31 protein-coding genes are annotated in these 21,895 nt (G+C 67.2%); 28 read left to right on the plus strand and 3 right to left on the minus strand.

What is annotated here, in order from left to right; translation table 11 throughout:
- Positions 1-22: 22 nt before the first annotated feature.
- Both fusA and tuf read left to right on the plus strand, forming a co-directional pair.
- Positions 23-2,146: an elongation factor G gene (fusA, locus tag AB4K12_RS26245; RefSeq protein ID WP_368436712.1), complete on the plus strand. Its 2,124-nt coding sequence runs from the start codon at positions 23-25 to the stop codon at positions 2,144-2,146.
- A 173-nt stretch (positions 2,147-2,319) separates the two neighbouring features.
- Positions 2,320-3,513, plus strand: a complete 1,194-nt coding sequence (gene tuf, locus AB4K12_RS26250) for an elongation factor Tu (RefSeq protein WP_362254261.1) — start codon at positions 2,320-2,322, stop codon at positions 3,511-3,513.
- 108 nt (positions 3,514-3,621) lie between these two features.
- On the opposite strand, the gene AB4K12_RS26255 is transcribed toward tuf, so the two are convergent.
- From AB4K12_RS26255 to AB4K12_RS26265, 3 genes are all read right to left on the minus strand, one after another.
- Positions 3,622-4,488: a metallophosphoesterase gene (locus AB4K12_RS26255; protein WP_086567300.1), complete on the minus strand. Its 867-nt coding sequence runs from the start codon at positions 4,486-4,488 to the stop codon at positions 3,622-3,624.
- Positions 4,489-4,562: 74 nt separating this feature from the next.
- A complete protein-coding gene (locus AB4K12_RS26260) occupies positions 4,563-5,567 on the minus strand; it encodes an ArsR/SmtB family transcription factor (protein WP_368436715.1) in 1,005 nt (334 codons plus the stop codon).
- Positions 5,568-5,665: 98 nt separating this feature from the next.
- Complete coding sequence (locus tag AB4K12_RS26265; protein ID WP_368436716.1) at positions 5,666-7,792, minus strand: PIG-L family deacetylase; 2,127 nt, start codon at positions 7,790-7,792, stop codon at positions 5,666-5,668.
- A 621-nt stretch (positions 7,793-8,413) separates the two neighbouring features.
- Here AB4K12_RS26265 and rpsJ point away from each other — a divergent pair.
- From rpsJ to rpmJ, 26 genes are all read left to right on the plus strand, one after another.
- Positions 8,414-8,722 (plus strand): 30S ribosomal protein S10, encoded by a 309-nt coding sequence (gene rpsJ / locus AB4K12_RS26270; RefSeq protein WP_003948644.1) that lies wholly within the window; start codon positions 8,414-8,416, stop codon positions 8,720-8,722.
- Between the two features lie 13 nt (positions 8,723-8,735).
- Positions 8,736-9,380 (plus strand): 50S ribosomal protein L3, encoded by a 645-nt coding sequence (gene rplC, locus AB4K12_RS26275; protein WP_086567349.1) that lies wholly within the window; start codon positions 8,736-8,738, stop codon positions 9,378-9,380.
- 7 nt (positions 9,381-9,387) lie between these two features.
- Positions 9,388-10,038, plus strand: a complete 651-nt coding sequence (gene rplD, locus AB4K12_RS26280) for a 50S ribosomal protein L4 (protein ID WP_086567297.1) — start codon at positions 9,388-9,390, stop codon at positions 10,036-10,038.
- Positions 10,038-10,361: a 50S ribosomal protein L23 gene (gene rplW / locus AB4K12_RS26285; protein ID WP_368436719.1), complete on the plus strand. Its 324-nt coding sequence runs from the start codon at positions 10,038-10,040 to the stop codon at positions 10,359-10,361. Before rplD ends, rplW begins: the two co-directional genes overlap by 1 nt.
- A gap of 40 nt (positions 10,362-10,401) precedes the next feature.
- Positions 10,402-11,238 carry a 50S ribosomal protein L2 gene (rplB, locus tag AB4K12_RS26290; RefSeq protein WP_086567295.1) on the plus strand — a complete coding sequence of 279 codons (837 nt, stop codon included), beginning with the start codon at positions 10,402-10,404 and terminating at the stop codon, positions 11,236-11,238.
- Between the two features lie 12 nt (positions 11,239-11,250).
- Positions 11,251-11,532: a 30S ribosomal protein S19 gene (gene rpsS, locus AB4K12_RS26295; protein WP_004950443.1), complete on the plus strand. Its 282-nt coding sequence runs from the start codon at positions 11,251-11,253 to the stop codon at positions 11,530-11,532.
- A gap of 43 nt (positions 11,533-11,575) precedes the next feature.
- Positions 11,576-11,923, plus strand: a complete 348-nt coding sequence (gene rplV, locus AB4K12_RS26300; RefSeq protein WP_031012097.1) for a 50S ribosomal protein L22 — start codon at positions 11,576-11,578, stop codon at positions 11,921-11,923.
- On the plus strand, positions 11,923-12,744 hold the full coding sequence (gene rpsC / locus AB4K12_RS26305; RefSeq protein WP_086567293.1) for a 30S ribosomal protein S3: 822 nt from the start codon (positions 11,923-11,925) through the stop codon (positions 12,742-12,744). The genes rplV and rpsC overlap by 1 nt, the downstream gene beginning before the upstream one ends.
- Before the next feature lie 5 nt (positions 12,745-12,749).
- On the plus strand, positions 12,750-13,169 hold the full coding sequence (gene rplP / locus AB4K12_RS26310; RefSeq protein WP_030368409.1) for a 50S ribosomal protein L16: 420 nt from the start codon (positions 12,750-12,752) through the stop codon (positions 13,167-13,169).
- Complete coding sequence (gene rpmC / locus AB4K12_RS26315; protein WP_030368408.1) at positions 13,169-13,393, plus strand: 50S ribosomal protein L29; 225 nt, start codon at positions 13,169-13,171, stop codon at positions 13,391-13,393. The genes rplP and rpmC overlap by 1 nt, the downstream gene beginning before the upstream one ends.
- The gene (gene rpsQ / locus AB4K12_RS26320; RefSeq protein ID WP_368436723.1) at positions 13,393-13,674 is read left to right on the plus strand and encodes a 30S ribosomal protein S17; all 282 of its coding nucleotides are present in this window, start codon (positions 13,393-13,395) and stop codon (positions 13,672-13,674) included. The genes rpmC and rpsQ overlap by 1 nt, the downstream gene beginning before the upstream one ends.
- 94 nt (positions 13,675-13,768) lie before the next feature.
- Positions 13,769-14,137, plus strand: coding sequence for a 50S ribosomal protein L14 (gene rplN / locus AB4K12_RS26325; RefSeq protein ID WP_030368406.1), 369 nt, complete (start codon positions 13,769-13,771; stop codon positions 14,135-14,137).
- A 3-nt stretch (positions 14,138-14,140) separates the two neighbouring features.
- The gene (rplX, locus tag AB4K12_RS26330; protein WP_030368405.1) at positions 14,141-14,464 is read left to right on the plus strand and encodes a 50S ribosomal protein L24; all 324 of its coding nucleotides are present in this window, start codon (positions 14,141-14,143) and stop codon (positions 14,462-14,464) included.
- Entirely contained in the window at positions 14,464-15,024 is a 561-nt protein-coding gene (rplE, locus tag AB4K12_RS26335; protein WP_086567288.1) for a 50S ribosomal protein L5, read from the plus strand. The genes rplX and rplE overlap by 1 nt, the downstream gene beginning before the upstream one ends.
- Before the next feature lie 5 nt (positions 15,025-15,029).
- Positions 15,030-15,215: a type Z 30S ribosomal protein S14 gene (locus AB4K12_RS26340; RefSeq protein ID WP_071964550.1), complete on the plus strand. Its 186-nt coding sequence runs from the start codon at positions 15,030-15,032 to the stop codon at positions 15,213-15,215.
- Positions 15,216-15,425: 210 nt separating this feature from the next.
- Positions 15,426-15,824 (plus strand): 30S ribosomal protein S8, encoded by a 399-nt coding sequence (rpsH, locus tag AB4K12_RS26345; RefSeq protein ID WP_071964540.1) that lies wholly within the window; start codon positions 15,426-15,428, stop codon positions 15,822-15,824.
- A gap of 21 nt (positions 15,825-15,845) precedes the next feature.
- Positions 15,846-16,385 (plus strand): 50S ribosomal protein L6, encoded by a 540-nt coding sequence (rplF, locus tag AB4K12_RS26350; RefSeq protein ID WP_086567286.1) that lies wholly within the window; start codon positions 15,846-15,848, stop codon positions 16,383-16,385.
- A gap of 3 nt (positions 16,386-16,388) precedes the next feature.
- The gene (gene rplR / locus AB4K12_RS26355; RefSeq protein WP_086567285.1) at positions 16,389-16,772 is read left to right on the plus strand and encodes a 50S ribosomal protein L18; all 384 of its coding nucleotides are present in this window, start codon (positions 16,389-16,391) and stop codon (positions 16,770-16,772) included.
- Positions 16,773-16,818: 46 nt separating this feature from the next.
- Positions 16,819-17,421, plus strand: a complete 603-nt coding sequence (gene rpsE, locus AB4K12_RS26360) for a 30S ribosomal protein S5 (protein WP_190066381.1) — start codon at positions 16,819-16,821, stop codon at positions 17,419-17,421.
- On the plus strand, positions 17,421-17,603 hold the full coding sequence (rpmD, locus tag AB4K12_RS26365; protein ID WP_086567281.1) for a 50S ribosomal protein L30: 183 nt from the start codon (positions 17,421-17,423) through the stop codon (positions 17,601-17,603). The genes rpsE and rpmD overlap by 1 nt, the downstream gene beginning before the upstream one ends.
- A 1-nt stretch (position 17,604) precedes the next feature.
- The gene (gene rplO / locus AB4K12_RS26370) at positions 17,605-18,060 is read left to right on the plus strand and encodes a 50S ribosomal protein L15 (RefSeq protein ID WP_362254287.1); all 456 of its coding nucleotides are present in this window, start codon (positions 17,605-17,607) and stop codon (positions 18,058-18,060) included.
- A 226-nt stretch (positions 18,061-18,286) separates the two neighbouring features.
- Positions 18,287-19,600 carry a preprotein translocase subunit SecY gene (gene secY, locus AB4K12_RS26375; RefSeq protein ID WP_086567277.1) on the plus strand — a complete coding sequence of 438 codons (1,314 nt, stop codon included), beginning with the start codon at positions 18,287-18,289 and terminating at the stop codon, positions 19,598-19,600.
- A complete protein-coding gene (locus AB4K12_RS26380; RefSeq protein WP_368436728.1) occupies positions 19,600-20,256 on the plus strand; it encodes an adenylate kinase in 657 nt (218 codons plus the stop codon). The genes secY and AB4K12_RS26380 overlap by 1 nt, the downstream gene beginning before the upstream one ends.
- 203 nt (positions 20,257-20,459) lie before the next feature.
- Positions 20,460-21,296, plus strand: coding sequence for a type I methionyl aminopeptidase (map, locus tag AB4K12_RS26385; protein WP_368436730.1), 837 nt, complete (start codon positions 20,460-20,462; stop codon positions 21,294-21,296).
- A gap of 140 nt (positions 21,297-21,436) precedes the next feature.
- The gene (infA, locus tag AB4K12_RS26390) at positions 21,437-21,658 is read left to right on the plus strand and encodes a translation initiation factor IF-1 (protein WP_003956442.1); all 222 of its coding nucleotides are present in this window, start codon (positions 21,437-21,439) and stop codon (positions 21,656-21,658) included.
- A 59-nt stretch (positions 21,659-21,717) separates the two neighbouring features.
- Positions 21,718-21,831 carry a 50S ribosomal protein L36 gene (gene rpmJ, locus AB4K12_RS26395; RefSeq protein WP_003956441.1) on the plus strand — a complete coding sequence of 38 codons (114 nt, stop codon included), beginning with the start codon at positions 21,718-21,720 and terminating at the stop codon, positions 21,829-21,831.
- Positions 21,832-21,895 lie beyond the last annotated feature (64 nt).

Genomic DNA, 21,895 nt, shown 5'->3' on the forward strand with positions numbered 1-21,895 from the left:
AACCGAGAGAAGACTGAGCCATATGGCCACCACTTCGCTTGACCTGGCCAAGGTCCGCAACATCGGGATCATGGCCCACATCGACGCGGGCAAGACGACCACCACCGAGCGGATCCTGTTCTACACCGGTGTTTCGTACAAGATCGGTGAAGTCCACGACGGCGCTGCCACGATGGACTGGATGGAGCAGGAGCAGGAGCGCGGCATCACGATCACGTCTGCCGCGACGACCTGCCACTGGCCGCTGAACGACGTCGACCACACCATCAACATCATCGACACCCCGGGCCACGTCGACTTCACCGTCGAGGTGGAGCGTTCGCTGCGCGTGCTCGACGGTGCCGTGACGGTGTTCGACGGCGTCGCCGGTGTTGAGCCCCAGTCCGAGACCGTTTGGCGTCAGGCGGACCGCTACGGCGTGCCGCGTATCTGCTTCGTCAACAAGCTGGACCGTACGGGTGCCGAGTTCCACCGCTGCGTCGACATGATCGTCGACCGCCTCGGTGCGGTTCCGCTGGTCATGCAGCTGCCGATCGGTGCCGAGGCCGACTTCAAGGGCGTGGTCGACCTCGTCCAGATGAAGGCTCTGGTCTGGTCCGCCGAGGCCGCCAAGGGCGAGATGTACGACGTCGTCGACATCCCGGCCACGCACACCGAGGCTGCCGAGGAATGGCGCGGCAAGCTCCTCGAGGGTGTCGCCGAGCACGACGACGCCATGATGGAGCTCTTCCTCGAGGGCCAGGAGCCCACCGAGGAGCAGCTGATGGCGGCCATCCGCCGCATCACGCTGGCCTCCCGTGGCAGCGCCGACTCCGTCACCGTCACCCCGGTGTTCTGTGGCACCGCGTTCAAGAACAAGGGCGTTCAGCCCCTGCTCGACGCGGTCGTGCGCTACCTGCCGTCGCCGCTCGACATCGAGGCCGTTGAGGGCCACGCGGTCAACAACGCCGACGAGGTCGTCAAGCGCAAGCCGTCCGACGACGAGCCGTTCTCCGGTCTTGCCTTCAAGATCATGAGCGACCCGCACCTCGGCAAGCTCACCTTCGTCCGGGTCTACTCGGGCCGCATGGAGGCTGGATCCCAGGTCCAGAACTCCGTGAAGGGCAAGAAGGAGCGCATCGGCAAGATCTACCGGATGCACGCGAACAAGCGTGAGGAGATCGAGTCGGTGGGTGCCGGTGACATCGTCGCCGTCATGGGTCTGAAGCAGACCACCACCGGTGAGACCCTCTGCGACGCCGCGAACCCGGTGATCCTCGAGTCGATGGACTTCCCGGCGCCGGTCATCCAGGTCGCCATCGAGCCCAAGTCCAAGGGCGACCAGGAGAAGCTGGGTGTCGCCATCCAGCGCCTGGCCGAGGAGGACCCGTCCTTCCAGGTCCACACGGACGAGGAGACGGGCCAGACCATCATCGCGGGTATGGGCGAGCTGCACCTCGACGTGCTGGTCGACCGTATGCGTCGTGAGTTCCGCGTCGAGGCCAACGTCGGCAAGCCGCAGGTCGCGTACCGCGAGACGATCCGCAAGGCCGTCGAGCGTATCGACTACACGCACAAGAAGCAGACTGGTGGTTCCGGCCAGTTCGCGAAGGTGCAGATCGCGATCGAGCCCCTCGAGGGCGACGGTTACGAGTTCGAGAACAAGGTCACCGGTGGCCGTATCCCGCGGGAGTACATCCCGTCCGTGGACGCGGGTTGCCAGGAGGCCATGGAGTTCGGTGTTCTGGCCGGCTACCCGCTGACCGGCGTCAAGGTGACGCTGCTCGACGGTGCCTTCCACGACGTCGACTCCTCGGAGCTCGCGTTCAAGATCGCCGGTTCCATGGCGTTCAAGGAGGGTGCTCGCAAGGCGTCTCCGGCTCTGCTTGAGCCGATGATGTCGGTCGAGGTCACCACCCCCGAGGACTACATGGGCGACGTCATCGGTGACATCAACTCCCGCCGTGGCCAGATCGAGGCCATGGAGGACCGTCACGGCGCCAAGCTCGTCAAGGGCCTGGTTCCGCTGTCGGAGATGTTCGGCTACGTCGGCGACCTCCGCAGCAAGACCTCGGGTCGCGCAAGCTACTCGATGCAGTTCCACTCCTACGCCGAGGTTCCGCGGAACGTCGCCGAGGAGATCATCGCGAAGGCCAAGGGCGAGTAACGAGCTCCGTCTCCACAGACGAGGCTCACGCCGTAGGCTTGACACCGACCGCTGGGGCATACCACGGCAAACCGTAAGGTTTCGCCGCGGGTGCCCCGGCGGCCGGCTCCCCAGCAAAGATCCCTGGCGCCGATCGAAGTAAGGCGTACAGAACCACTCCCAGGAGGACCCCAGTGGCGAAGGCGAAGTTCGAGCGGACTAAGCCGCACGTCAACATCGGCACCATCGGTCACGTCGACCACGGTAAGACCACTCTTACCGCGGCGATCACCAAGGTGCTGCACGACGCGTACCCGGACCTGAACCCCTTCACGCCTTTCGACGAGATCGACAAGGCCCCGGAGGAGCGTCAGCGCGGTATCACCATCTCGATCGCGCACGTCGAGTACCAGACCGAGTCGCGTCACTACGCCCACGTTGACTGCCCGGGTCACGCGGACTACATCAAGAACATGATCACCGGTGCCGCCCAGATGGACGGCGCGATCCTCGTGGTCGCCGCGACCGACGGTCCGATGCCGCAGACCAAGGAGCACGTGCTCCTCGCCCGTCAGTCGGGTGTTCCGTACATCGTCGTCGCCCTGAACAAGGCCGACATGGTGGACGACGAGGAGATCCTGGAGCTCGTCGAGCTCGAGGTCCGTGAGCTCCTCAACGAGTACGAGTTCGACGGCGACAACGCTCCGGTTGTCCAGGTCTCGGCGCTCAAGGCGCTCGAGGGCGACAAGGAGTGGGGCGAGAAGCTCCTCGGCCTCATGAAGGCCGTGGACGAGAACATCCCGCAGCCCGAGCGTGACGTCGACAAGCCGTTCCTGATGCCGATCGAGGACGTCTTCACGATCACCGGTCGTGGCACCGTCGTCACCGGTCGTATCGAGCGTGGTGTCCTGAAGGTCAACGAGACCGTCGACATCATCGGCATCAAGACCGAGAAGACCACCACCACGGTCACCGGTATCGAGATGTTCCGCAAGCTGCTCGACGAGGGCCAGGCCGGTGAGAACGTCGGTCTGCTCCTCCGTGGCATCAAGCGCGAGGACGTCGAGCGCGGCCAGTGCATCATCAAGCCGGGTTCGGTCACCCCGCACACCGAGTTCGAGGCCACGGCCTACATCCTGTCGAAGGACGAGGGTGGCCGTCACACCCCGTTCTTCAACAACTACCGTCCGCAGTTCTACTTCCGTACGACTGACGTGACCGGTGTTGTGACCCTCAAGGAGGGCACGGAGATGGTCATGCCCGGCGACAACGCCGAGATGACCGTCAACCTGATCCAGCCCGTCGCGATGGAGGAGGGCCTGCGCTTCACCATCCGTGAGGGCGGCCGCACCGTCGGCGCCGGCCAGGTCACCAAGATCAACAAGTAAGTTCTCTCTTACTTGACGGTCTGAGAGGGCCCGCACACCTTCGGGTGTGCGGGCCCTCTCGCCTTTTCCCGGACCGTTCCGGGCTTTTCCCGGACCGCTTCCGGCCGCTCAGGCCTCTTCCGGGACGTACGGCAGGATCTGCCGCAGCAGCCCCTTGGGGTGGCCCCGGCGCCGCCATTCCCTCGGATAGCCGATCGAGACCTCCTCGAACCGGACCCCGTCGTACCAGGTGGTGCGGGGGATGTGCAGATGGCCGTACACCACCGCGGCGGTGTTGAACCGGGTGTGCCAGTCCCTGGTGAGGACGGTGCCGCACCACTGGGTGAACTCCTGGTACGTCATGACCTCCGTGGGCTCGCGCACCAGCGGCCAGTGGTTGACGAGCACCAGTGGCACGGACGGGTCGTGCGCCGCCAGCCGCTCCTCGGTGGCCGCTACCCGCGCCCGGCACCAGTCCTCGGCGCCCTCGTACGGCTCGGTGTGCAGCAGGTACTCGTCCGTGCACACGATGCCCGCCGCGCGGGCCTGGGCCAGCGACTCCTGCTTGGTGGCGGCCGTGGGGGTGCGGAAGGTGTAGTCGTACAGCGTGAACAGCGGCGCCACGGCCACCGGGCCGCCCTCGCCGTCCCACACCGGCCAGGGGTCCTCCGGCGTCACCACGCCCATGCCCCGGCACAGCTCGACCAGCCGCTCGTAGCGGGCCGGGCCGCGCAGGGCGACCGGGTCCGGGCGCGGCGTCCACAGCTCGTGGTTGCCCGGGGTCCAGACGACCTTGGCGAAGCGGCCGGCGAGCAGTTTGAGCGTGCGCTCGACGTCCGCGAACTTCTCGGCGACGTCGCCGGCCACGATCAGCCAGTCGTCGTCGGTGGTGGGGCGCAGTGATTCGGCGATGGGCACGTTGTCGGTCATGCCGGTGTGCAGGTCGCTGACGGCCAAGAGCCGTCGGCCTGGGCTGGGCGAATTCGGCTGCTGCATGGGCCTACGGTAGGCCGTACGATCCGACGGACCGTCAGCAGCCGGTCCGTGGGCGGCCCGGTCGGGCGCGCGGCTCAGCCCGCCCCTCCCCGCGCGAGCGGCCCCCGGCCGTTGAGCAGGTCCCGGCCCAGGACGCTGAGGGTGTGGTACGCCCGGCCGTTCGCACGGTTCGTGGTGATCAGCCCGGCGTCCCGCAGGACGGTGGCGTGGTGGCTTGCCGTGGCCATGGCGATGCGCACCTTGCGGGCCAGCTCGCTGGTGGTGCAGCCGCGCGCGGTGGCCTCCAGGACCTCGGCCCGGGTGCGGCCCAGCAGGGCGGCCAGCGGCGGCTCGCCGCGATGCTCGCGCGGGCCGTGGACATCCAGGAGCCAGCCGGGGTCGTGGACGACCGGGTAGACGAGGACGGGAGGTAGCTCCGGATCCCGCAGCACGGTCGGGGCGCGCCAGCAGAAGAAGGAGGGCACGAGCCTCAGCCCGCGCCCCTCCAGATAGACGTCCTCGTTGGTGCCGGGGATCGCCACCTCCAGTACGGGCGGGTTCCAGCGCACGGCCGGGTGGAGGGTGGACAGCAGGTGCTCGCCGCCGCTGTGCAGCATGGACTGCGAGCGGGCGGCCCGGTCGGCCGAAATGTGCTCCCGCAGCTTGTCGAGGTAGGGCCGCACCGCCAGGTCGTGGAAGGCGGTGATGCCGTCGCCCAGGGCGTGCAGGGCCGTGCTCTCGCCCTCGGCGAGGGCGCGGACGAAGTGCAGGTCACGGCGGTCGGGCGCCAGCAGCTCCAGGTCGCGGCGGAGGGTGCGGCGGGGCAGCGACAGCATGGCGTCGAGGCCGTCGCGCAGCCCCTCGGCGGATTCCGGCGGGGTGAGGAAGTCGGGGGAGTAGCCCCGGGGCGGGGCCAGGGCCAGCAGCCGGCGCATGGGGTCCGTCAGCCGGCCGCGGATCCGCTCGCGCCACTGCCCGAAGACCAGGGGCCCCTGGCCCGTCTGGACCATGTGGGCGGCCAACAGGTTCTCCCACATGATGTCGGGCTCCGCCGACACCCTGATCCGGCCGAGGTCGACGCCCGTGAAGTGAATGCGCACGCCCTTGCCACTGCCCCTGTGGGGCGCGGCTTGAACGTGGCGGTGGCCGAGGAGGGGTCCTCCTCGGCCATTCGGGTGAAACCGGCGCGTACGGAGCCTCAGGCGCCGGAGCCCGGCGCCGGGCGCCACACCCAGGGGGTGGCGTCCGGGCTCAGGCCCACGGCGCACAGCCGGTGGGTGGCGTCGGTGAGCAGGGCGGGGGAGCCCACGGGCACGTAGGCGGTGGGCGGGAGCAGCGGGGAGTCCCCGGACTCGGCGTCGGTGAGCTGTATCCCGCCGCTCACCGCGCGGCCGAGGACCATCATCGAGTCGGTGCGGCCGCGCCGGGGGACGGTGGCCGCGGAGAGCTCCCCGTAGCCGGCGAAGGAGCGCAGGCCGGTGCCCGTGGTGCGGTCGGTGCCGGAGCCGTCGGCGGTGAGGCGGTAGGCGGCGGGCTCGGCGGTGGCCGGTGTGCGGTAGACGACGGTGAGCGCGCCGTCCGGGCCGAGGGCGGCGCCCACCCGGTCGCCGCCGGGGCCCGGCAGGCCCTTGAGCGGCATGTGGCGCACCGGCTTGCCGGGGGCCTCCTGGCTCCAGTGGTGCACGGTGTCGCGGCCGACGCCGAAGACGTGGACGCGGTTCTGCCGGTCCAGGGCGGCGGTCAGCCCCTCCTGGATCTCCTGGCCGTGCAGGCTCTGCCACTTGCCCCAGGTGCCGTCGGCCTCGCGGACGCGGCTGGAGAGGCCCTTGCCGGCGTTGCGGACGAAGAGGTGGACCCGGCCGTCGGGGGTGGCGACGGCGGCGGGCATGCCCACCCGGCGGCCGCGCTCGGCCTTGCGCTCGGGGTTGCCCAGGCCCGTCCAGGCCTTGAAGGCGCCGCCGGGGCTGCGCTGCTCCAGGACGACGATCTCGCGGCTGTTGGAGCGGCCCTGGCCCTCCAGCCCGGAGAAGCGCAGGGCGAACAGCAGGCGGCGGCCCTTGGCGTCCTTGACGGCGGCCAGGGAGGGCGCCAGCGGCCCGCCGCCCAGGTTCTGCGGCGCGCCCCAGCGACCGCTTCCGGGGGCGGACTCCTGCCAGCGCACGGCCTGAAGGCCGAGGACGCCGTAGGCCTCCAGCCGGCCGGAGCGGTCGCTGTCGGCGGCGACGGTGGCGCCGGGGTAGCGGTAGTGGGTGGAGCGGATCCAGCCCTTGCGGTTCTTCAGGGGGCGGTCGCCGCCCTGGCCGTAGTCGCCGCAGCCGGCGGTGTTGCCGCACTCCCAGGAGGGCGCGCCGCCGTAGGCCTCGACCAGGCGGTGCTTGCCCTCGACGACCTCGGTGGGGAGGTTGTGGGGCCAGCGCTGGTTGTAGTAGCCGCGGAAGGAGTTGACCGTGAAGCGCGGCGGGTGCCCGGCCCGCCGGGTGGTCTCCCCGACCCACTGGGAGAGCGCCTTCCAGGTGAAGAGGGCGGTCGGGGTGTGGTCGCGGTGGTCCGAGCACGCCCCGTAGTCGTTGTCCTTGGGGTGCGTGGCGTCGTGGACCTGGTAGTCGGGGTCGGGGTCCATGGTGTGCACGACCGTCGGCTCGTACTTCGCCATGATCCCGGCGAGCGCGTCCACCAGGGTCTTGTGGCGGTAGCTGCTGACGGTGGTGCACGGCGAGCCGGTGGCCACCATGCTCTGCATCACGGCGTACGGGCGCTCCCACAGCTGGGGCAGCCGGGTGTTGCCGGCGGAGAGCATGGCGATGTTGAGGAAGATGAGCCGGGCCGCGCGTCTGCCGTTGGTCAGCTCGTCGATCTCGGCCCGGACACCACCCGGAAGGTCGATCACGGACTTCTTCCAGGGGGTGAACCTGTCCTTGCCGATCATCTCGGCGTAGGCCTGGCGCAGGCCCTGGTGGCGGGCGGAGGAGTAGGCGGCCTTGTCGGTCCTGGGCGGGGGCATGCCCGGGATCCAGTTCTGGCCGACGGCCTCGCCGGCGGTGACGTAGACGGAGACGACGGGGACGCCCGCGGTGACCAGGTGCTGGGCGTCGGGGTTCATGAAGAACAGGTCGTCGTCGGGGTGCGCCATGATCTGCAGCAGCAGGGCGTCCTTGGCGTTGTTGAACGACTGCGTAGCGCGGGGGTCGACGGACTCCATGGCGTCGGGGGAGGCCACCCGCCCCGAGCTCGAGCCGCTGCACCCGGCCGCCGTCGCCGCCGTCACGGCGGTGATACCGGCGAGTACGGCCCGGCGCGATACGCCCCTGCGCTGTGAGATGTTCAACTAAGTGTCTCCGTCCCGTCGTGCAGCGCGCGCAGCCCCCGGCTGCCCCAGCGTGTTAGGGAGACGACGGAGGCCGGACTTGGGTTGCCCAAGCCACGACAAAGCCTTCTCGTACTCTTGGAACCGGCCGGGAGCCCGCCCTGCCGTGCCGCCGAACGGGTGACGGCCGTGTTGCCGGGCTGTTCGGCACCATAGTGTCCCGTATGTCGGCGGGGTGGTTTGACAAGTGCGCCGGTCGGGGTACGGTCTTCTGCTTCGATTGGCGCCTCTTCGGGACCGTATGGCACACTGTTCAGGTTGCTCGGTTGAGTGCCGATGCTGCGCGCCTCCCGCCGGGAGGACTGGAAGCGAGTCCCGCAGTACTCGTCGTCCCTTATGAGGGGCGGAAGTACGGGAATCTTCCGGGAAGTGTCAGCGGGGCCCCAGCCAGGCGCTCGGTGGGTGTTCTTCCCCCACAAACCCCTTCACCAGGGAATTCCTTAGGGAATTTTGCTGGAAGGGGCGCGACACGCCCGACCGCGTGGGTCGGAGGTGGAGTGAGGAAGGGCAGCATCCGGAAGGCCTCCGGAGGCAGCCGACCGAGTCCCAGAGCGTTACGAGAGACAGGACTACTGAGTAGCCATGGCGGGACAGAAGATCCGCATCCGGCTCAAGGCCTACGACCACGAGGTCATCGACTCCTCGGCGAAGAAGATCGTCGAGACGGTGACCCGCACTGGTGCGTCGGTCGCGGGCCCGGTGCCGCTGCCCACTGAGAAGAACGTGTACTGCGTCATCAAGTCGCCGCACAAGTACAAGGACTCGCGCGAGCACTTCGAGATGCGCACGCACAAGCGCCTCATCGACATCCTCGACCCCACGCCGAAGACGGTTGACTCGCTCATGCGCCTCGACCTGCCGGCGGGCGTCGACATCGAGATCAAGCTCTGAGGTGACGCGCGAGATGGCTAAGAACATTAAGGGCGTCCTGGGCGAGAAGCTCGGCATGACCCAGGTCTGGGACGAGAACAACCGTGTCGTCCCGGTGACCGTCGTCAAGGCCGGGCCCTGTGTCGTCACCCAGGTCCGCACCAACGACAGCGACGGCTACGAGTCGGTCCAGATCGCCTTCGGCGAGATTGACCCGCGCAAGGTGAACAAGCCCCTCAAGGGTCACTTCGCCAAGGCCGACGTCACCCCGCGCCGCCACCTGGTGGAGCTGCGTACCGCTGACGCCAGCGAGTACACGCTCGGCCAGGAGATCACCGCTGCCGTGTTCGAGTCCGGCGTCAAGGTTGACGTCACGGGCAAGAGCAAGGGCAAGGGCTTCGCCGGTGTCATGAAGCGTCACAACTTCAAGGGCCTCGGCGCCGGTCACGGCACCCAGCGCAAGCACCGCTCCCCCGGTTCCATCGGTGGCTGCGCCACCCCGGGCCGTGTGTTCAAGGGCCTCCGCATGGCGGGCCGCATGGGCAACGAGCGGGTCACCACCCAGAACCTGACCGTCCACGCCGTTGACGCGGAGAAGGGCCTGCTCCTGATCAAGGGTGCGGTTCCTGGTCCGAACGGCGGCCTCGTCCTGGTCCGTACCGCGGCCAAGGGGGCCTGAGGTAACGATGAGCACCATTGACATCCTTTCGCCGGCAGGCGACAAGGCCGGGACCGTCGAGCTCCCCGCGGAGATCTTCGACGCGAAGGTCAGCATCCCGCTGATCCACCAGGTCGTCGTCGCGCAGCTGGCCGCTGCCCGTCAGGGCACGCACAAGACCAAGACCCGTGGCGAGGTCCGCGGCGGTGGCCGCAAGCCTTACCGCCAGAAGGGCACCGGTCGCGCCCGTCAGGGTTCGACCCGCGCGCCGCAGTTCGCCGGTGGTGGCGTCGTGCACGGTCCCGTGCCGCGTGACTACTCGCAGCGCACCCCGAAGAAGATGAAGGCCGCCGCCCTGCGCGGTGCCCTCACCGACCGGGCGCGCCACAGCCGCATCCACGTCGTCTCCGGCGTGGTCGACGGCGCGGTGTCCACCAAGGCCGCCAAGGCTCTCATCGGCAAGGTCAGCGAGCGCAAGAACGTGCTCCTGGTCGTCGAGCGTGCCGACGAGGCCGCGTGGCTGTCCGCCCGCAACCTGCCCCAGGTTCACATCCTGGAGCCGGGCCAGCTGAACACGTACGACGTGCTCGTCTCCGACGACGTGGTCTTCACCCAGGCCGCCTTCGAGTCCTTCGTGTCTGGCCCCAAGGCCGTTGAGACCGAAGGGAGCGAGGCCTGATGACTGAGGCCGTCGTCACCAGCAAGACCTTCTCGGACCCGCGCGACCTGCTGGTCAAGCCGGTTGTCTCGGAGAAGAGCTACGCGCTGCTGGACGAGAACAAGTACACGTTCATCGTCGACCCGCGCGCCAACAAGACCCAGATCAAGCAGGCCGTCGAGACGGTCTTCTCGGTCAAGGTCACCGGGGTCAACACGATCAACCGTCAGGGTAAGCGCAAGCGCACCAAGACCGGTTTCGGCAAGCGCGCCAACACCAAGCGCGCCATCGTGACCCTCGCCGAGGGCGACCGTATCGACATCTTCGGCGGTCCGACCGCCTAAGGGCGGTCTGGATCGTCCGGAATCGGACGAGGACTGAGAAATGGGTATCCGCAAGTACAAGCCGACGACCCCGGGCCGTCGTGGCTCCAGCGTCGCCGACTTTGTCGAGATCACGCGGTCCACGCCGGAGAAGTCGCTGGTCCGCCCGCTGCACAGCAAGGGCGGCCGTAACAACACCGGTCGTGTGACCGTCCGCCACCAGGGCGGTGGCCACAAGCGCGCCTACCGAGTGATCGACTTCCGTCGTCACGACAAGGACGGCGTGCCGGCGAAGGTCGCTCACATCGAGTACGACCCGAACCGCACCGCGCGCATCGCGCTCCTGCACTACGCGGACGGCGAGAAGCGCTACATCATCGCTCCGGCGAAGCTCAACCAGGGCGACCGGGTTGAGAACGGCCCCACGGCCGACATCAAGCCGGGCAACAACCTCCCGCTGCGCAACATCCCGGTCGGTACCACGATCCACGCGATCGAGCTCCGTCCCGGTGGTGGCGCCAAGTTCGCCCGCTCGGCCGGTTCGTCCGTCCAGCTGCTGGCGAAGGAGGGCACCTACGCCCACCTGCGCATGCCGTCCGGCGAGGTCCGCCTGGTCGACGTCCGCTGCCGCGCCACCGTTGGCGAGGTCGGCAACGCCGAGCAGTCGAACATCAACTGGGGCAAGGCCGGCCGTATGCGCTGGAAGGGCGTTCGCCCGACCGTCCGCGGTGTCGCGATGAACCCGGTTGACCACCCGCACGGTGGTGGTGAGGGTAAGACCTCCGGTGGTCGCCACCCGGTCTCCCCGTGGGGTCAGAAGGAGGGTCGTACTCGTTCTCCCAAGAAGGCGAGCAACAAGTACATCGTCCGCCGCCGCAAGACGAACAAGAAGCGCTAGGAGCGGGTTTAGATGCCGCGTAGTCTCAAGAAGGGACCCTTCGTCGACGGACACCTCATCAAGAAGGTGGACGCTCAGAACGAGGCTGGTACCAAGAACGTCATCAAGACCTGGTCCCGTCGCTCCATGATCGTGCCGGCCATGCTCGGCCACACGCTCGCGGTGCACAACGGCAAGACGCACGTCCCGGTGTTCGTCACCGAGTCGATGGTCGGCCACAAGCTCGGCGAGTTCTCGCCGACCCGCACCTTCCGCGGCCACGTCAAGGACGACCGCAAGTCGAAGCGCCGCTAAAGGCGGGGTGTGAACGACTATGACTGACACCGAAGGGACAACCATGGAAGCCAGGGCCCAGGCGCGGTACATCCGCGTCACGCCCATGAAGGCCCGCCGCGTGGTGGACCTCATCCGTGGCATGGATGCCACGGAGGCTCAGGCGGTCCTGCGTTTCGCCCCGCAGGCCGCGAGCGTGCCGGTGGGCAAGGTGCTTGACAGCGCCATTGCCAACGCCGCGCACAACTACGACCACACGGACGCTTCGTCGCTGTACATCAGCGAGGCGTTCGTGGACGAGGGCCCGACCCTGAAGCGGTTCCGTCCGCGTGCTCAGGGCCGTGCCTACCGGATCCGCAAGCGGACCAGCCACATCACCGTGGTCGTCAGCAGCAAGGAAGGAACCCGGTAATGGGCCAGAAGGTTAACCCGCACGGGTTCCGGCTCGGCATCACCACGGACTTCAAGTCCCGCTGGTACGCCGACAAGCTGTACAAGGACTACGTCAAGGAAGACGTTGCCATTCGTCGCATGATGACGAAGGGCATGGAGCGCGCCGGTATCTCGAAGGTTGAGATCGAGCGCACCCGCGACCGCGTCCGCGTTGACATCCACACCGCCCGCCCGGGCATCGTCATCGGCCGCCGTGGCGCCGAGGCCGACCGCATCCGTGGCGAGCTGGAGAAGCTGACCGGCAAGCAGGTCCAGCTGAACATCCTCGAGGTCAAGAACCCCGAGGTCGACGCTCAGCTGGTGGCCCAGGCCGTCGCCGAGCAGCTGTCCTCCCGCGTCTCCTTCCGTCGCGCCATGCGTAAGAGCATGCAGTCGACGATGAAGGCCGGCGCCAAGGGCATCAAGATCCAGTGCGGTGGCCGTCTCGGCGGCGCCGAGATGTCCCGCTCGGAGTTCTACCGCGAGGGCCGTGTGCCCCTGCACACGCTCCGCGCGAACGTCGACTACGGCTTCTTCGAGGCCAAGACCACCTTCGGCCGCATCGGCGTGAAGGTCTGGATCTACAAGGGCGACGTCAAGAACATCGCCGAGGTCCGCGCCGAGAACGCCGCCGCTCGTGCGGGCAACCGCCCGTCGCGTGGTGGCGCCCAGGACCGCCCGGCCCGTGGTGGCCGTGGTGGCGAGCGTGGCGGCCGCGGCCGCAAGCCGCAGCAGTCCGCCGAGGCCCCCAAGGCCGAGGCCACCGCTGCTCCGGCTGAGTCCACCGGAACGGAGGCCTGACCGACATGCTGATCCCTCGCAGGGTCAAGCACCGCAAGCAGCACCACCCCAAGCGGAACGGCATGGCCAAGGGTGGCACCGAGCTCGCGTTCGGTGAGTACGGCATCCAGGCCCTGACCCCGGCCTACGTGACGAACCGGCAGATCGAGTCCGCTCGTATCGCCATGACCCGTCACATCAAGCGTGGCGGCAAGGTCTGGATCAACATCTACCCGGACCGTCCGCTGACGAAGAAGCCGGCCGAGACCCGCATGGGTTCCGGTAAGGGTTCTCCGGAGTGGTGGATCGCGAACGTCAAGCCCGGTCGGGTGATGTTCGAGCTGTCCTTCCCGAACGAAAAGGTCGCTAAGGAGGCGCTCACCCGCGCCGCCCACAAGCTTCCGATGAAGTGCCGCATTGTTCGGCGCGAGGCAGGTGAGTCGTGATGGCCGCTGGTATCAAGGCGACCGAGCTGCGCGAGCTCAACGACGAGGACCTCGTCGCGAAGCTCCGTGAGGCCAAGGAAGAGCTGTTCAACCTCCGCTTCCAGGCGGCGACCGGGCAGCTTGAGAACCACGGTCGGCTCAAGTCCGTCCGTAAGGACATCGCCCGGATCTACACCCTGATGCGCGAGCGTGAGCTGGGCATCGAGACGGTGGAGAGCGCCTGATGAGCGAGAAGAATGTGACTGAGACGAACGAGCGCGGTTTCCGCAAGACCCGCGAGGGTCTCGTCGTCAGCGACAAGATGGACAAGACCGTCGTCGTCGCCGTCGAGGACCGTGTCAAGCACGCGCTGTACGGCAAGGTCATCCGCCGTACGAGCAAGCTCAAGGCGCACGACGAGCAGAACGCTGCCGGCGTCGGCGACCGCGTCCTCCTGATGGAGACGCGTCCGCTGTCGGCGTCCAAGCGCTGGCGCGTCGTCGAGATCCTCGAGAAGGCCAAGTAATTTCTGAGGGGTTTCCCTCGGATAAGTTCCGCCAGGCTCGGCAGGGGCTCCTCGGAGCCCCTGCCGGGAACCGGCAGACGATCAGGAGATAGACGTGATCCAGCAGGAGTCGCGACTTCGGGTCGCCGACAACACTGGTGCCAAGGAGATCCTTTGCATCCGTGTTCTCGGTGGTTCGGGTCGCCGCTACGCGGGCATCGGTGACGTCATCGTCGCCACCGTCAAGGACGCGATCCCCGGTGGCAACGTGAAGAAGGGTGACGTCATCAAGGCCGTCATCGTTCGCACCGTCAAGGAGCGCCGCCGTCCGGATGGCTCGTACATCCGTTTCGACGAGAACGCCGCTGTCGTTCTCAAGAATGACGGTGACCCCCGCGGCACCCGTATCTTCGGCCCCGTGGGCCGAGAGCTGCGCGAGAAGAAGTTCATGAAGATCGTCTCGCTCGCGCCGGAGGTGCTGTAACCGATGAAGATCAAGAAGGGCGACCTGGTCCAGGTCATCACCGGTAAGGACAAGGGCAAGCAGGGCAAGGTCATCGTGGCCATGCCCAGCGAGAACCGCGTCCTCGTCGAGGGTGTCAACCGGGTCAAGAAGCACACCAAGGCCGGCCAGACCGCTCGTGGTTCGCAGACCGGCGGCATTGTCACGACCGAGGCCCCCATCCACGTGAGCAACGTTCAGCTCGTCGTGGAGAAGGACGGCAAGAAGGTCGTCACGCGTGTCGGTTACCGCTTCGACGAGAACGGCAACAAGATCCGCGTTGCCAAGCGCACCGGTGAGGACATCTGATGACTGCCACCACCAACGCGCCGCGTCTCAAGCTGCGCTACCGCGAAGAGATCGTCGGCAAGCTGCGTGAGGAGTTCTCCTACGAGAACATCATGCAGGTTCCCGGCCTGACCAAGATCGTGGTCAACATGGGTGTGGGCGACGCCGCCCGCGACTCCAAGCTGATCGAGGGCGCCATCCGCGACCTCACCACGATCACGGGCCAGAAGCCCGCCGTCACCAAGGCTCGCAAGTCCATCGCGCAGTTCAAGCTGCGTGAGGGCCAGCCGATCGGCGCCCACGTCACCCTCCGTGGTGACCGCATGTGGGAGTTCCTGGACCGTACCCTGTCGCTCGCGCTGCCGCGCATCCGCGACTTCCGTGGTCTGTCCCCGAAGCAGTTCGACGGTCGGGGCAACTACACCTTCGGTCTCACGGAGCAGGTCATGTTCCACGAGATCGACCAGGACAAGATCGACCGTGTCCGGGGTATGGACATCACCGTGGTGACCACGGCGACCAACGACGACGAGGGCCGCGCCCTCCTCCGTCACCTCGGCTTCCCCTTCAAGGAGGCGTGACCGAGATGGCGAAGAAGTCTCTGATCGCGAAGGCCGCGCGCAAGCCCAAGTTCGCGGTCCGTGCGTACACCCGCTGCAACCGCTGCGGCCGTCCGCACTCCGTGTACCGCAAGTTCGGCCTCTGCCGCGTGTGCCTTCGTGAGATGGCTCACCGTGGCGAGCTGCCGGGCGTGACCAAGAGCTCCTGGTAACAACCCACTTGGGTTGACCAGGGCTCTCGGTAAGCATCAAGGACGGTGGGGCCCAGTCCTTCACTCGCGTAGAGTTGAAGGGTTGGGCGCCCGCCGCCCATGACCGTCTTACTACGCCGTAGGTCCCCGCACCGCACCCGCTCCGACTGATGTTCGGGGAGAGGGATGGCGCAGATAGGAAACCACGGCGAGAGAGGCCGAAGGCCAAACATGACCATGACCGATCCGATCGCAGACATGCTGACCCGTCTGCGGAACGCGAACTCGGCTTACCACGACTCCGTGGCGATGCCCCACAGCAAGATCAAGGCGCACATCGCCGAGATCCTGCAGCAGGAGGGCTACATCGCCGGCTGGAAGGTCGAGGACGCCGAGGTCGGCAAGAAGCTCGTCGTCGACCTCAAGTTCGGCCCGAACCGTGAGCGCTCCATCGCGGGCATCAAGCGGATCTCGAAGCCGGGCCTCCGGGTCTACGCAAAGTCCACCAACCTGCCGAAGGTCCTCGGCGGCCTGGGCGTGGCGATCATCTCCACGTCCCACGGTCTCCTGACCGGCCAGCAGGCCAGCAAGAAGGGCGTGGGTGGGGAAGTCCTCGCCTACGTCTGGTAATCGGGAACGGAGGAAAAGCTAATGTCGCGTATTGGCAAGCTGCCCATCCAGGTTCCCGCTGGTGTGGACGTCACCATCGATGGCCGCACGGTTTCGGTGAAGGGTCCCAAGGGCACCCTGACCCACACCGTGTCCGCGCCCATCGAGATCGCCAAGGGTGAGGACGGCGTCCTGAACGTCACCCGCCCCAACGACGAGCGTCAGAACAAGGCCCTGCACGGCCTGTCCCGCACGCTGGTGGCGAACATGATCACCGGCGTGACCCAGGGCTACAGCAAGGCTCTTGAGATCAGCGGTGTCGGCTACCGCGTCCAGGCGAAGGGCTCCAACCTGGAGTTCGCCCTGGGCTACAGCCACCCGATCCTGGTCGAGGCCCCCGAGGGCATCACCTTCAAGGTCGAGTCGCCCACCAAGCTCAGCGTCGAGGGCATCGACAAGCAGAAGGTCGGCGAGGTTGCCGCCAACATCCGCAAGCTTCGCAAGCCCGACCCCTACAAGGCCAAGGGCGTGAAGTATGCGGGTGAGGTCATCCGCCGCAAGGTCGGAAAGGCTGGTAAGTAAGCCATGGCATACGGTGTGAAGATCGCCAAGGGTGACGCGTACAAGCGCGCCGCCAAGGCCCGCCGCCACATCCGCATCCGCAAGAACCTGTCGGGTACGGCCGAGCGTCCGCGTCTCGTCGTGACGCGCTCCAACCGTGGCATCACCGCCCAGGTGATCGACGACCTCAAGGGTCACACCCTGGCGTCGGCGTCCCACCTGGACGCGTCCATCCGCGGTGGCGAGGGCGACAAGAGCGCCCAGGCCAAGAAGGTCGGCGCCCTGGTTGCCGAGCGTGCCAAGGCCGCCGGTGTCGAGGCTGTCGTGTTCGACCGCGGTGGCAACCAGTACGCCGGGCGCATTGCCGCTCTGGCGGACGCCGCCCGCGAAGCCGGGCTGAAGTTCTAAGCCCCGGTTCCGGAGCTAGCGGACGTAACAGAGAGAGGTAAATCCAATGGCTGGACCCCAGCGCCGCGGAAGCGGTGCCGGTGGCGGCGAGCGGCGGGACCGGAAGGGTCGCGACGGTGGCGCTGCCGCCGAGAAGACCGCGTACGTTGAGCGCGTAGTCGCGATCAACCGCGTCGCCAAGGTTGTCAAGGGTGGTCGCCGCTTCAGCTTCACCGCGCTGGTCGTGGTGGGCGACGGTGACGGCACGGTCGGTGTCGGTTACGGCAAGGCCAAGGAAGTTCCGGCTGCCATCGCCAAGGGCGTGGAAGAGGCCAAGAAGAACTTCTTCAAGGTCCCCCGTATCCAGGGCACCGTGCCGCACCCGATCACTGGCGAGAAGGCGGCCGGTGTCGTGCTGCTCAAGCCTGCTTCCCCCGGTACCGGTGTTATCGCCGGTGGCCCGGTGCGAGCGGTGCTCGAGTGCGCCGGCATCCACGACATCCTGTCGAAGTCGCTCGGCTCGTCGAACCCGATCAACATCGTGCACGCCACGGTGGAGGCCCTCAAGGGACTGCAGCGTCCCGAGGAGATCGCCGCCCGTCGTGGTCTGCCGCTGGAGGACGTCGCCCCCGCCGCACTGCTGCGGGCGCGTGCAGGGGCGGGTGCGTAATGGCTCGCCTCAAGGTCACGCAGGTCAAGTCCTACATCGGTAGCAAGCAGAACCACCGCGACACCCTTCGTTCGCTTGGTCTCAAGCGCATGAACGACGTGGTGGTCAAGGAGGACCGTCCCGAGATCCGCGGCATGGTGCACACCGTCCGCCACCTCGTGACGGTTGAGGAGGTCGACTGACATGGCGGAGAACAACCCGCTGAAGGTCCACAACCTCCGGCCCGCCCCGGGCGCCAAGACCGCCAAGACCCGTGTCGGTCGTGGTGAGGCGTCCAAGGGTAAGACCGCCGGTCGTGGTACCAAGGGCACCAAGGCCCGCTACCAGGTTCCGGAGCGCTTCGAGGGTGGGCAGATGCCCCTCCACATGCGCCTCCCGAAGCTGAAGGGCTTCAAGAACCCCGCCCACAAGCAGTTCCAGGTCGTGAACCTGGACAAGCTGGCCGCGCTCTACCCGCAGGGTGGCGAGGTCACGGTGGCCGATCTGGTCGCCAAGGGCGCGGTGCGCAAGAACGAGCTCGTCAAGGTCCTGGGCCAGGGCGAGATCACCGTGGCGCTGCAGGTGACGGTGGACGCCGTCTCCAGCTCCGCCAAGGAGAAGATCGCTGCCGCCGGCGGCAGCGTTTCCGAGCTCATCTGAGTTCGTTGATCTGACAACCGGGGATGTCCCAAAAGGGGCATCCCCGGTTGGTCGTTCCAAGGGGGGCACGGTCGCCGGTAAGGTGGCGTGCACTGTTGCTGTATCAGTGGAGGCCCATGCCTCCGAGCCGCCCGGCCTGTGTCCGGGCGGACTTGACAGTCAAGTATTCGTCGAACCACAACACCGTCACCTCTCACGTGGCTGCGTGAGAGGCGCAGGAGGCACCGTGCTCACCGCGTTCGCCCGGGCGTTCAGGACGCCCGACCTGCGCAAGAAGCTGCTGTTCACGTTGGGCATCATGGTGCTCTTCCGGCTCGGCGCGCATGTGCCCGTGCCCGGTGTCGACTACCGCAATGTCCAGACCTGCATGGACCAGGCCAAGAGCGGGATGGGCCTCTTCGGCCTCGTGAACATGTTCAGCGGTGGTGCGCTGCTGCAGATCACGATCTTCGCGCTGGGCATCATGCCCTACATCACGGCGAGCATCATCCTTCAGCTGCTCACCGTCGTGATCCCGCGTCTGGAAGCCCTCAAGAAGGAGGGCCAGTCGGGCCAGGCCAAGATCACGCAGTACACGCGCTATCTGACCGTCGCCCTGGCGATCCTGCAGGGCACCGGACTCGTCGCGACCGCGAGCAACGGCGCGCTGTTCGGCAACTGCACCGTCGGCAACCAGATCGTCCCGGACAAGTCGGTCTTCGCCACCGCCGTCATGGTCATCACCATGACCGCCGGCACCGCGATCATCATGTGGCTGGGCGAGCTCATCACCGACCGCGGCATCGGCAACGGCATGTCGATCCTGATGTTCACCTCCATCGCCGCCGGCTTCCCGGGCGCCCTCTGGGCGATCAAGATGCAGGGCAAGCTGATGGGCGGCTGGCTGGAATTCGGCCTGGTGATCCTCTGCGGTCTGGCCATGGTCGCGCTGGTGGTCTTCGTGGAGCAGGCTCAGCGCCGCATCCCCGTGCAGTACGCGAAGCGCATGATCGGTCGCCGTTCCTACGGCGGTACGTCCACCTACATCCCGCTCAAGGTGAACCAGGCCGGTGTGATCCCGGTCATCTTCGCCTCGTCGCTGCTCTACATCCCGGCCCTGCTCGTGCAGTTCACCGGCTCCAAGGCGGACTGGGCGAACTGGGTCCAGGCCAACCTGGTCAAGGGTGACCACCCGATCTACATGGTCACGTACTTCCTGCTGATCGTCTTCTTCGCGTTCTTCTACGTCGCCATCTCCTTCAACCCCGAAGAAGTTGCCGACAATATGAAGAAGTATGGTGGCTTTATCCCGGGCATCCGGGCCGGCCGTCCCACGGCCGAGTACCTGAGCTACGTGCTGAACCGCATCACGTGGCCGGGTTCGCTCTACCTGGGTCTGATCGCCCTCGTGCCCACCGTGGCACTGGTCACACTCAACGCGAATCAGAACTTTCCGTTCGGTGGAACCAGCATCCTGATCATCGTGGGTGTCGGTCTTGAGACTGTGAAGCAGATCGAGAGCCAGCTTCAGCAGCGCAACTACGAAGGGTTCCTCCGCTGATGCGAATCGTCCTCGTCGGGCCGCCCGGCGCCGGCAAGGGTACGCAGGCCGCGTACCTCGCCAAGAACCTCGCCATCCCGCACATCTCCACGGGCGACCTGTTCCGGGCGAACATCAGCCAGGGCACGCCCCTGGGCCAGAAGGCCCAGGAGTACATGCGCGCCGGCCAGCTCGTGCCGGACGAGGTCACCATTGGGATGGCCAAGGACCGCATGCACCAGCCGGACGCCGCGAACGGCTTCCTGCTGGACGGCTTCCCGCGCAACCTCGCCCAGGCCGAGGCGCTGGACGGGATCCTCAAGGCCGACGACCTCAAGCTGGACGCGGTGCTGGACCTCGAGGTCCCCGAGGACGAGGTGGTCAAGCGGATCGCCGGTCGCCGGATCTGCCGCAAGGACAGCAGCCACGTCTTCCACGCGATCTACAACCCGCCGGCCGCGGAGGGTGTCTGCGACACCTGCGGCGGCGAGCTGTACCAGCGCGAGGACGACAGCGAGGACACCGTCCGCAAGCGGCTCGAGGTCTACCACAGCGAGACCGAGCCGATCATCGACTACTACAAGGCCCAGGGCCTCGTGGTGACGATCTCGGCGCTCGGCAAGGTCGCCGAGGTCACCCAGCGCGCGATGGCCGCGCTGGAGCGTGAAGGTTCCTGACCCACTCGGGTCGCATACGGCCGCGATGCCCTGCCGGGCATCGCGGCCGTATTGTGTTGTGGCGGGCGGGCCCGTGCCCCGGGCGGCCCGCCACGGCTTCGCCGGGCGGGTGCGGACACCCCGCCCGTGCCGCGGGTCGCCGCCGGGAGCGGCGGGAGCCCGCGGACACGTTTCATCCGTCGTTCAGAAAGGCGCCAGCCGTCATGGTCGAGATCAAGACCCCGGAGCAGATCGCGAAGATGCGTGAGGCGGGGCTGGTCGTCGCCGCCATCCACGCGGCCACCCGGGAGGCCGCCGTGCCCGGTGCCACCACCAAGGACCTGGACGAGGTCGCCCGCAAGGTGCTGGCCGAGCACGGGGCCAAGTCGAACTTCCTCGGCTACGGCGGTTTCCCCGCCACCATCTGCACCTCGGTGAACGAGGTCGTCGTCCATGGCATCCCGGACACGAAGACCGTCCTGAAGGACGGCGACATCATCTCCATCGACGCCGGCGCCATCGTGGACGGCTGGCACGGCGACGCGGCCTTCACGGCCTTCGTGGGCACCGGTCACGCTCCGGAGCTCATCGAGCTCTCCCGGGTGACCGAGGAGTCCATGTGGGCGGGCATCGCGGCCGTGAAGGGCGGCAACCGCCTGGTGGACATCTCCAAGGCCATCGAGGGCTACATCCGCCGCCAGCCCCGCCCGGCCTCGGGGAAGTACGGGATCATCGAGGACTACGGCGGCCACGGCATCGGCTCCGAGATGCACATGGACCCCCACCTGCTGAACTACGTCTCCCGCAAGCGCGGCAAGGGCCCGAAGCTGGTGCCGGGCTTCTGCATCGCGATCGAGCCCATGGTGAGCCTGGGCACGGCGAAGACGCACGTCCTCTCGGACGACTGGACGGTCCTCACGGACGACAAGAGCTGGTCCTCCCACTGGGAGCACTCCGTCGCCCTGACGGAGGACGGCCCGCTGGTCCTGACGGCCGTCGACGGCGGCCGGGCGAAGCTGGCCCAGTACGGGGTGACGGCGGCGCCGGACCCGCTGGCTTAAGGATCTCTGCGGCGGGGCAAGCACCCTGGATTAGGCTTTCCGGTTGCCCTGACGTAGACTGATGCGTCGGCTCTCGTGTATCCGCATGCCTGCGTGCATACGGGGGAGTCGATCAAGGTAGCCGATTCGAAAGGCGAAGCGTGGCCAAGAAGCAAGGTGCCATCGAGATCGAGGGCACCGTGATCGAGTCTCTGCCGAACGCCATGTTCAAGGTAGAGCTCCAGAACGGTCACAAGGTCCTCGCGCACATCAGCGGCAAGATGCGTATGCACTACATCCGCATCCTTCCGGATGACCGGGTCGTCGTGGAGCTGTCTCCCTACGACCTGACGCGTGGCCGGATCGTCTACCGCTACAAGTAGATCTTGTCGACGCCCCACCGCTGTGGGGTGACGGCACTGACCCGGAGAACCTCACACCCATGAAGGTCAAGCCGAGCGTCAAGAAGATCTGCGACAAGTGCAAGGTGATCCGCCGCCACGGCCGGGTCATGGTCATCTGCGACAACCTGCGCCACAAGCAGCGCCAGGGCTGACGCAGAACCTGCACTCCGCAGTTTCTTCGCGCGACGCACAGCAATACGTACATACGCAGAGCCC

The organism is Streptomyces sp. C36 (assembly GCF_040932295.1).
Classification (GTDB): Bacteria; Actinomycetota; Actinomycetes; order Streptomycetales; family Streptomycetaceae; genus Streptomyces; species Streptomyces triculaminicus.

What these genes read in the sequence shown, in the direction of transcription:
- fusA (WP_368436712.1), top strand. Translation starts at nt 23, where the DNA reads ATGGCCACCACTTCGCTTGACCTGGCCAAGGTCCGCAACATCGGGATC.
- AB4K12_RS26255 (WP_086567300.1), bottom strand. Translation starts at nt 4,488, where the DNA reads ATGCAGCAGCCGAATTCGCCCAGCCCAGGCCGACGGCTCTTGGCCGTC.
- rpsJ (WP_003948644.1), top strand. Translation starts at nt 8,414, where the DNA reads ATGGCGGGACAGAAGATCCGCATCCGGCTCAAGGCCTACGACCACGAG.
- rplC (WP_086567349.1), top strand. Translation starts at nt 8,736, where the DNA reads ATGGCTAAGAACATTAAGGGCGTCCTGGGCGAGAAGCTCGGCATGACC.
- rplD (WP_086567297.1), top strand. Translation starts at nt 9,388, where the DNA reads ATGAGCACCATTGACATCCTTTCGCCGGCAGGCGACAAGGCCGGGACC.
- rplW (WP_368436719.1), top strand. Translation starts at nt 10,038, where the DNA reads ATGACTGAGGCCGTCGTCACCAGCAAGACCTTCTCGGACCCGCGCGAC.
- rplB (WP_086567295.1), top strand. Translation starts at nt 10,402, where the DNA reads ATGGGTATCCGCAAGTACAAGCCGACGACCCCGGGCCGTCGTGGCTCC.
- rpsS (WP_004950443.1), top strand. Translation starts at nt 11,251, where the DNA reads ATGCCGCGTAGTCTCAAGAAGGGACCCTTCGTCGACGGACACCTCATC.
- rplV (WP_031012097.1), top strand. Translation starts at nt 11,576, where the DNA reads ATGGAAGCCAGGGCCCAGGCGCGGTACATCCGCGTCACGCCCATGAAG.
- rpsC (WP_086567293.1), top strand. Translation starts at nt 11,923, where the DNA reads ATGGGCCAGAAGGTTAACCCGCACGGGTTCCGGCTCGGCATCACCACG.
- rplP (WP_030368409.1), top strand. Translation starts at nt 12,750, where the DNA reads ATGCTGATCCCTCGCAGGGTCAAGCACCGCAAGCAGCACCACCCCAAG.
- rpmC (WP_030368408.1), top strand. Translation starts at nt 13,169, where the DNA reads ATGGCCGCTGGTATCAAGGCGACCGAGCTGCGCGAGCTCAACGACGAG.
- rpsQ (WP_368436723.1), top strand. Translation starts at nt 13,393, where the DNA reads ATGAGCGAGAAGAATGTGACTGAGACGAACGAGCGCGGTTTCCGCAAG.
- rplX (WP_030368405.1), top strand. Translation starts at nt 14,141, where the DNA reads ATGAAGATCAAGAAGGGCGACCTGGTCCAGGTCATCACCGGTAAGGAC.
- rplE (WP_086567288.1), top strand. Translation starts at nt 14,464, where the DNA reads ATGACTGCCACCACCAACGCGCCGCGTCTCAAGCTGCGCTACCGCGAA.
- AB4K12_RS26340 (WP_071964550.1), top strand. Translation starts at nt 15,030, where the DNA reads ATGGCGAAGAAGTCTCTGATCGCGAAGGCCGCGCGCAAGCCCAAGTTC.
- rpsH (WP_071964540.1), top strand. Translation starts at nt 15,426, where the DNA reads ATGACCATGACCGATCCGATCGCAGACATGCTGACCCGTCTGCGGAAC.
- rplF (WP_086567286.1), top strand. Translation starts at nt 15,846, where the DNA reads ATGTCGCGTATTGGCAAGCTGCCCATCCAGGTTCCCGCTGGTGTGGAC.
- rplR (WP_086567285.1), top strand. Translation starts at nt 16,389, where the DNA reads ATGGCATACGGTGTGAAGATCGCCAAGGGTGACGCGTACAAGCGCGCC.
- rpsE (WP_190066381.1), top strand. Translation starts at nt 16,819, where the DNA reads ATGGCTGGACCCCAGCGCCGCGGAAGCGGTGCCGGTGGCGGCGAGCGG.
- rpmD (WP_086567281.1), top strand. Translation starts at nt 17,421, where the DNA reads ATGGCTCGCCTCAAGGTCACGCAGGTCAAGTCCTACATCGGTAGCAAG.
- rplO (WP_362254287.1), top strand. Translation starts at nt 17,605, where the DNA reads ATGGCGGAGAACAACCCGCTGAAGGTCCACAACCTCCGGCCCGCCCCG.
- AB4K12_RS26380 (WP_368436728.1), top strand. Translation starts at nt 19,600, where the DNA reads ATGCGAATCGTCCTCGTCGGGCCGCCCGGCGCCGGCAAGGGTACGCAG.
- map (WP_368436730.1), top strand. Translation starts at nt 20,460, where the DNA reads ATGGTCGAGATCAAGACCCCGGAGCAGATCGCGAAGATGCGTGAGGCG.
- rpmJ (WP_003956441.1), top strand. Translation starts at nt 21,718, where the DNA reads ATGAAGGTCAAGCCGAGCGTCAAGAAGATCTGCGACAAGTGCAAGGTG.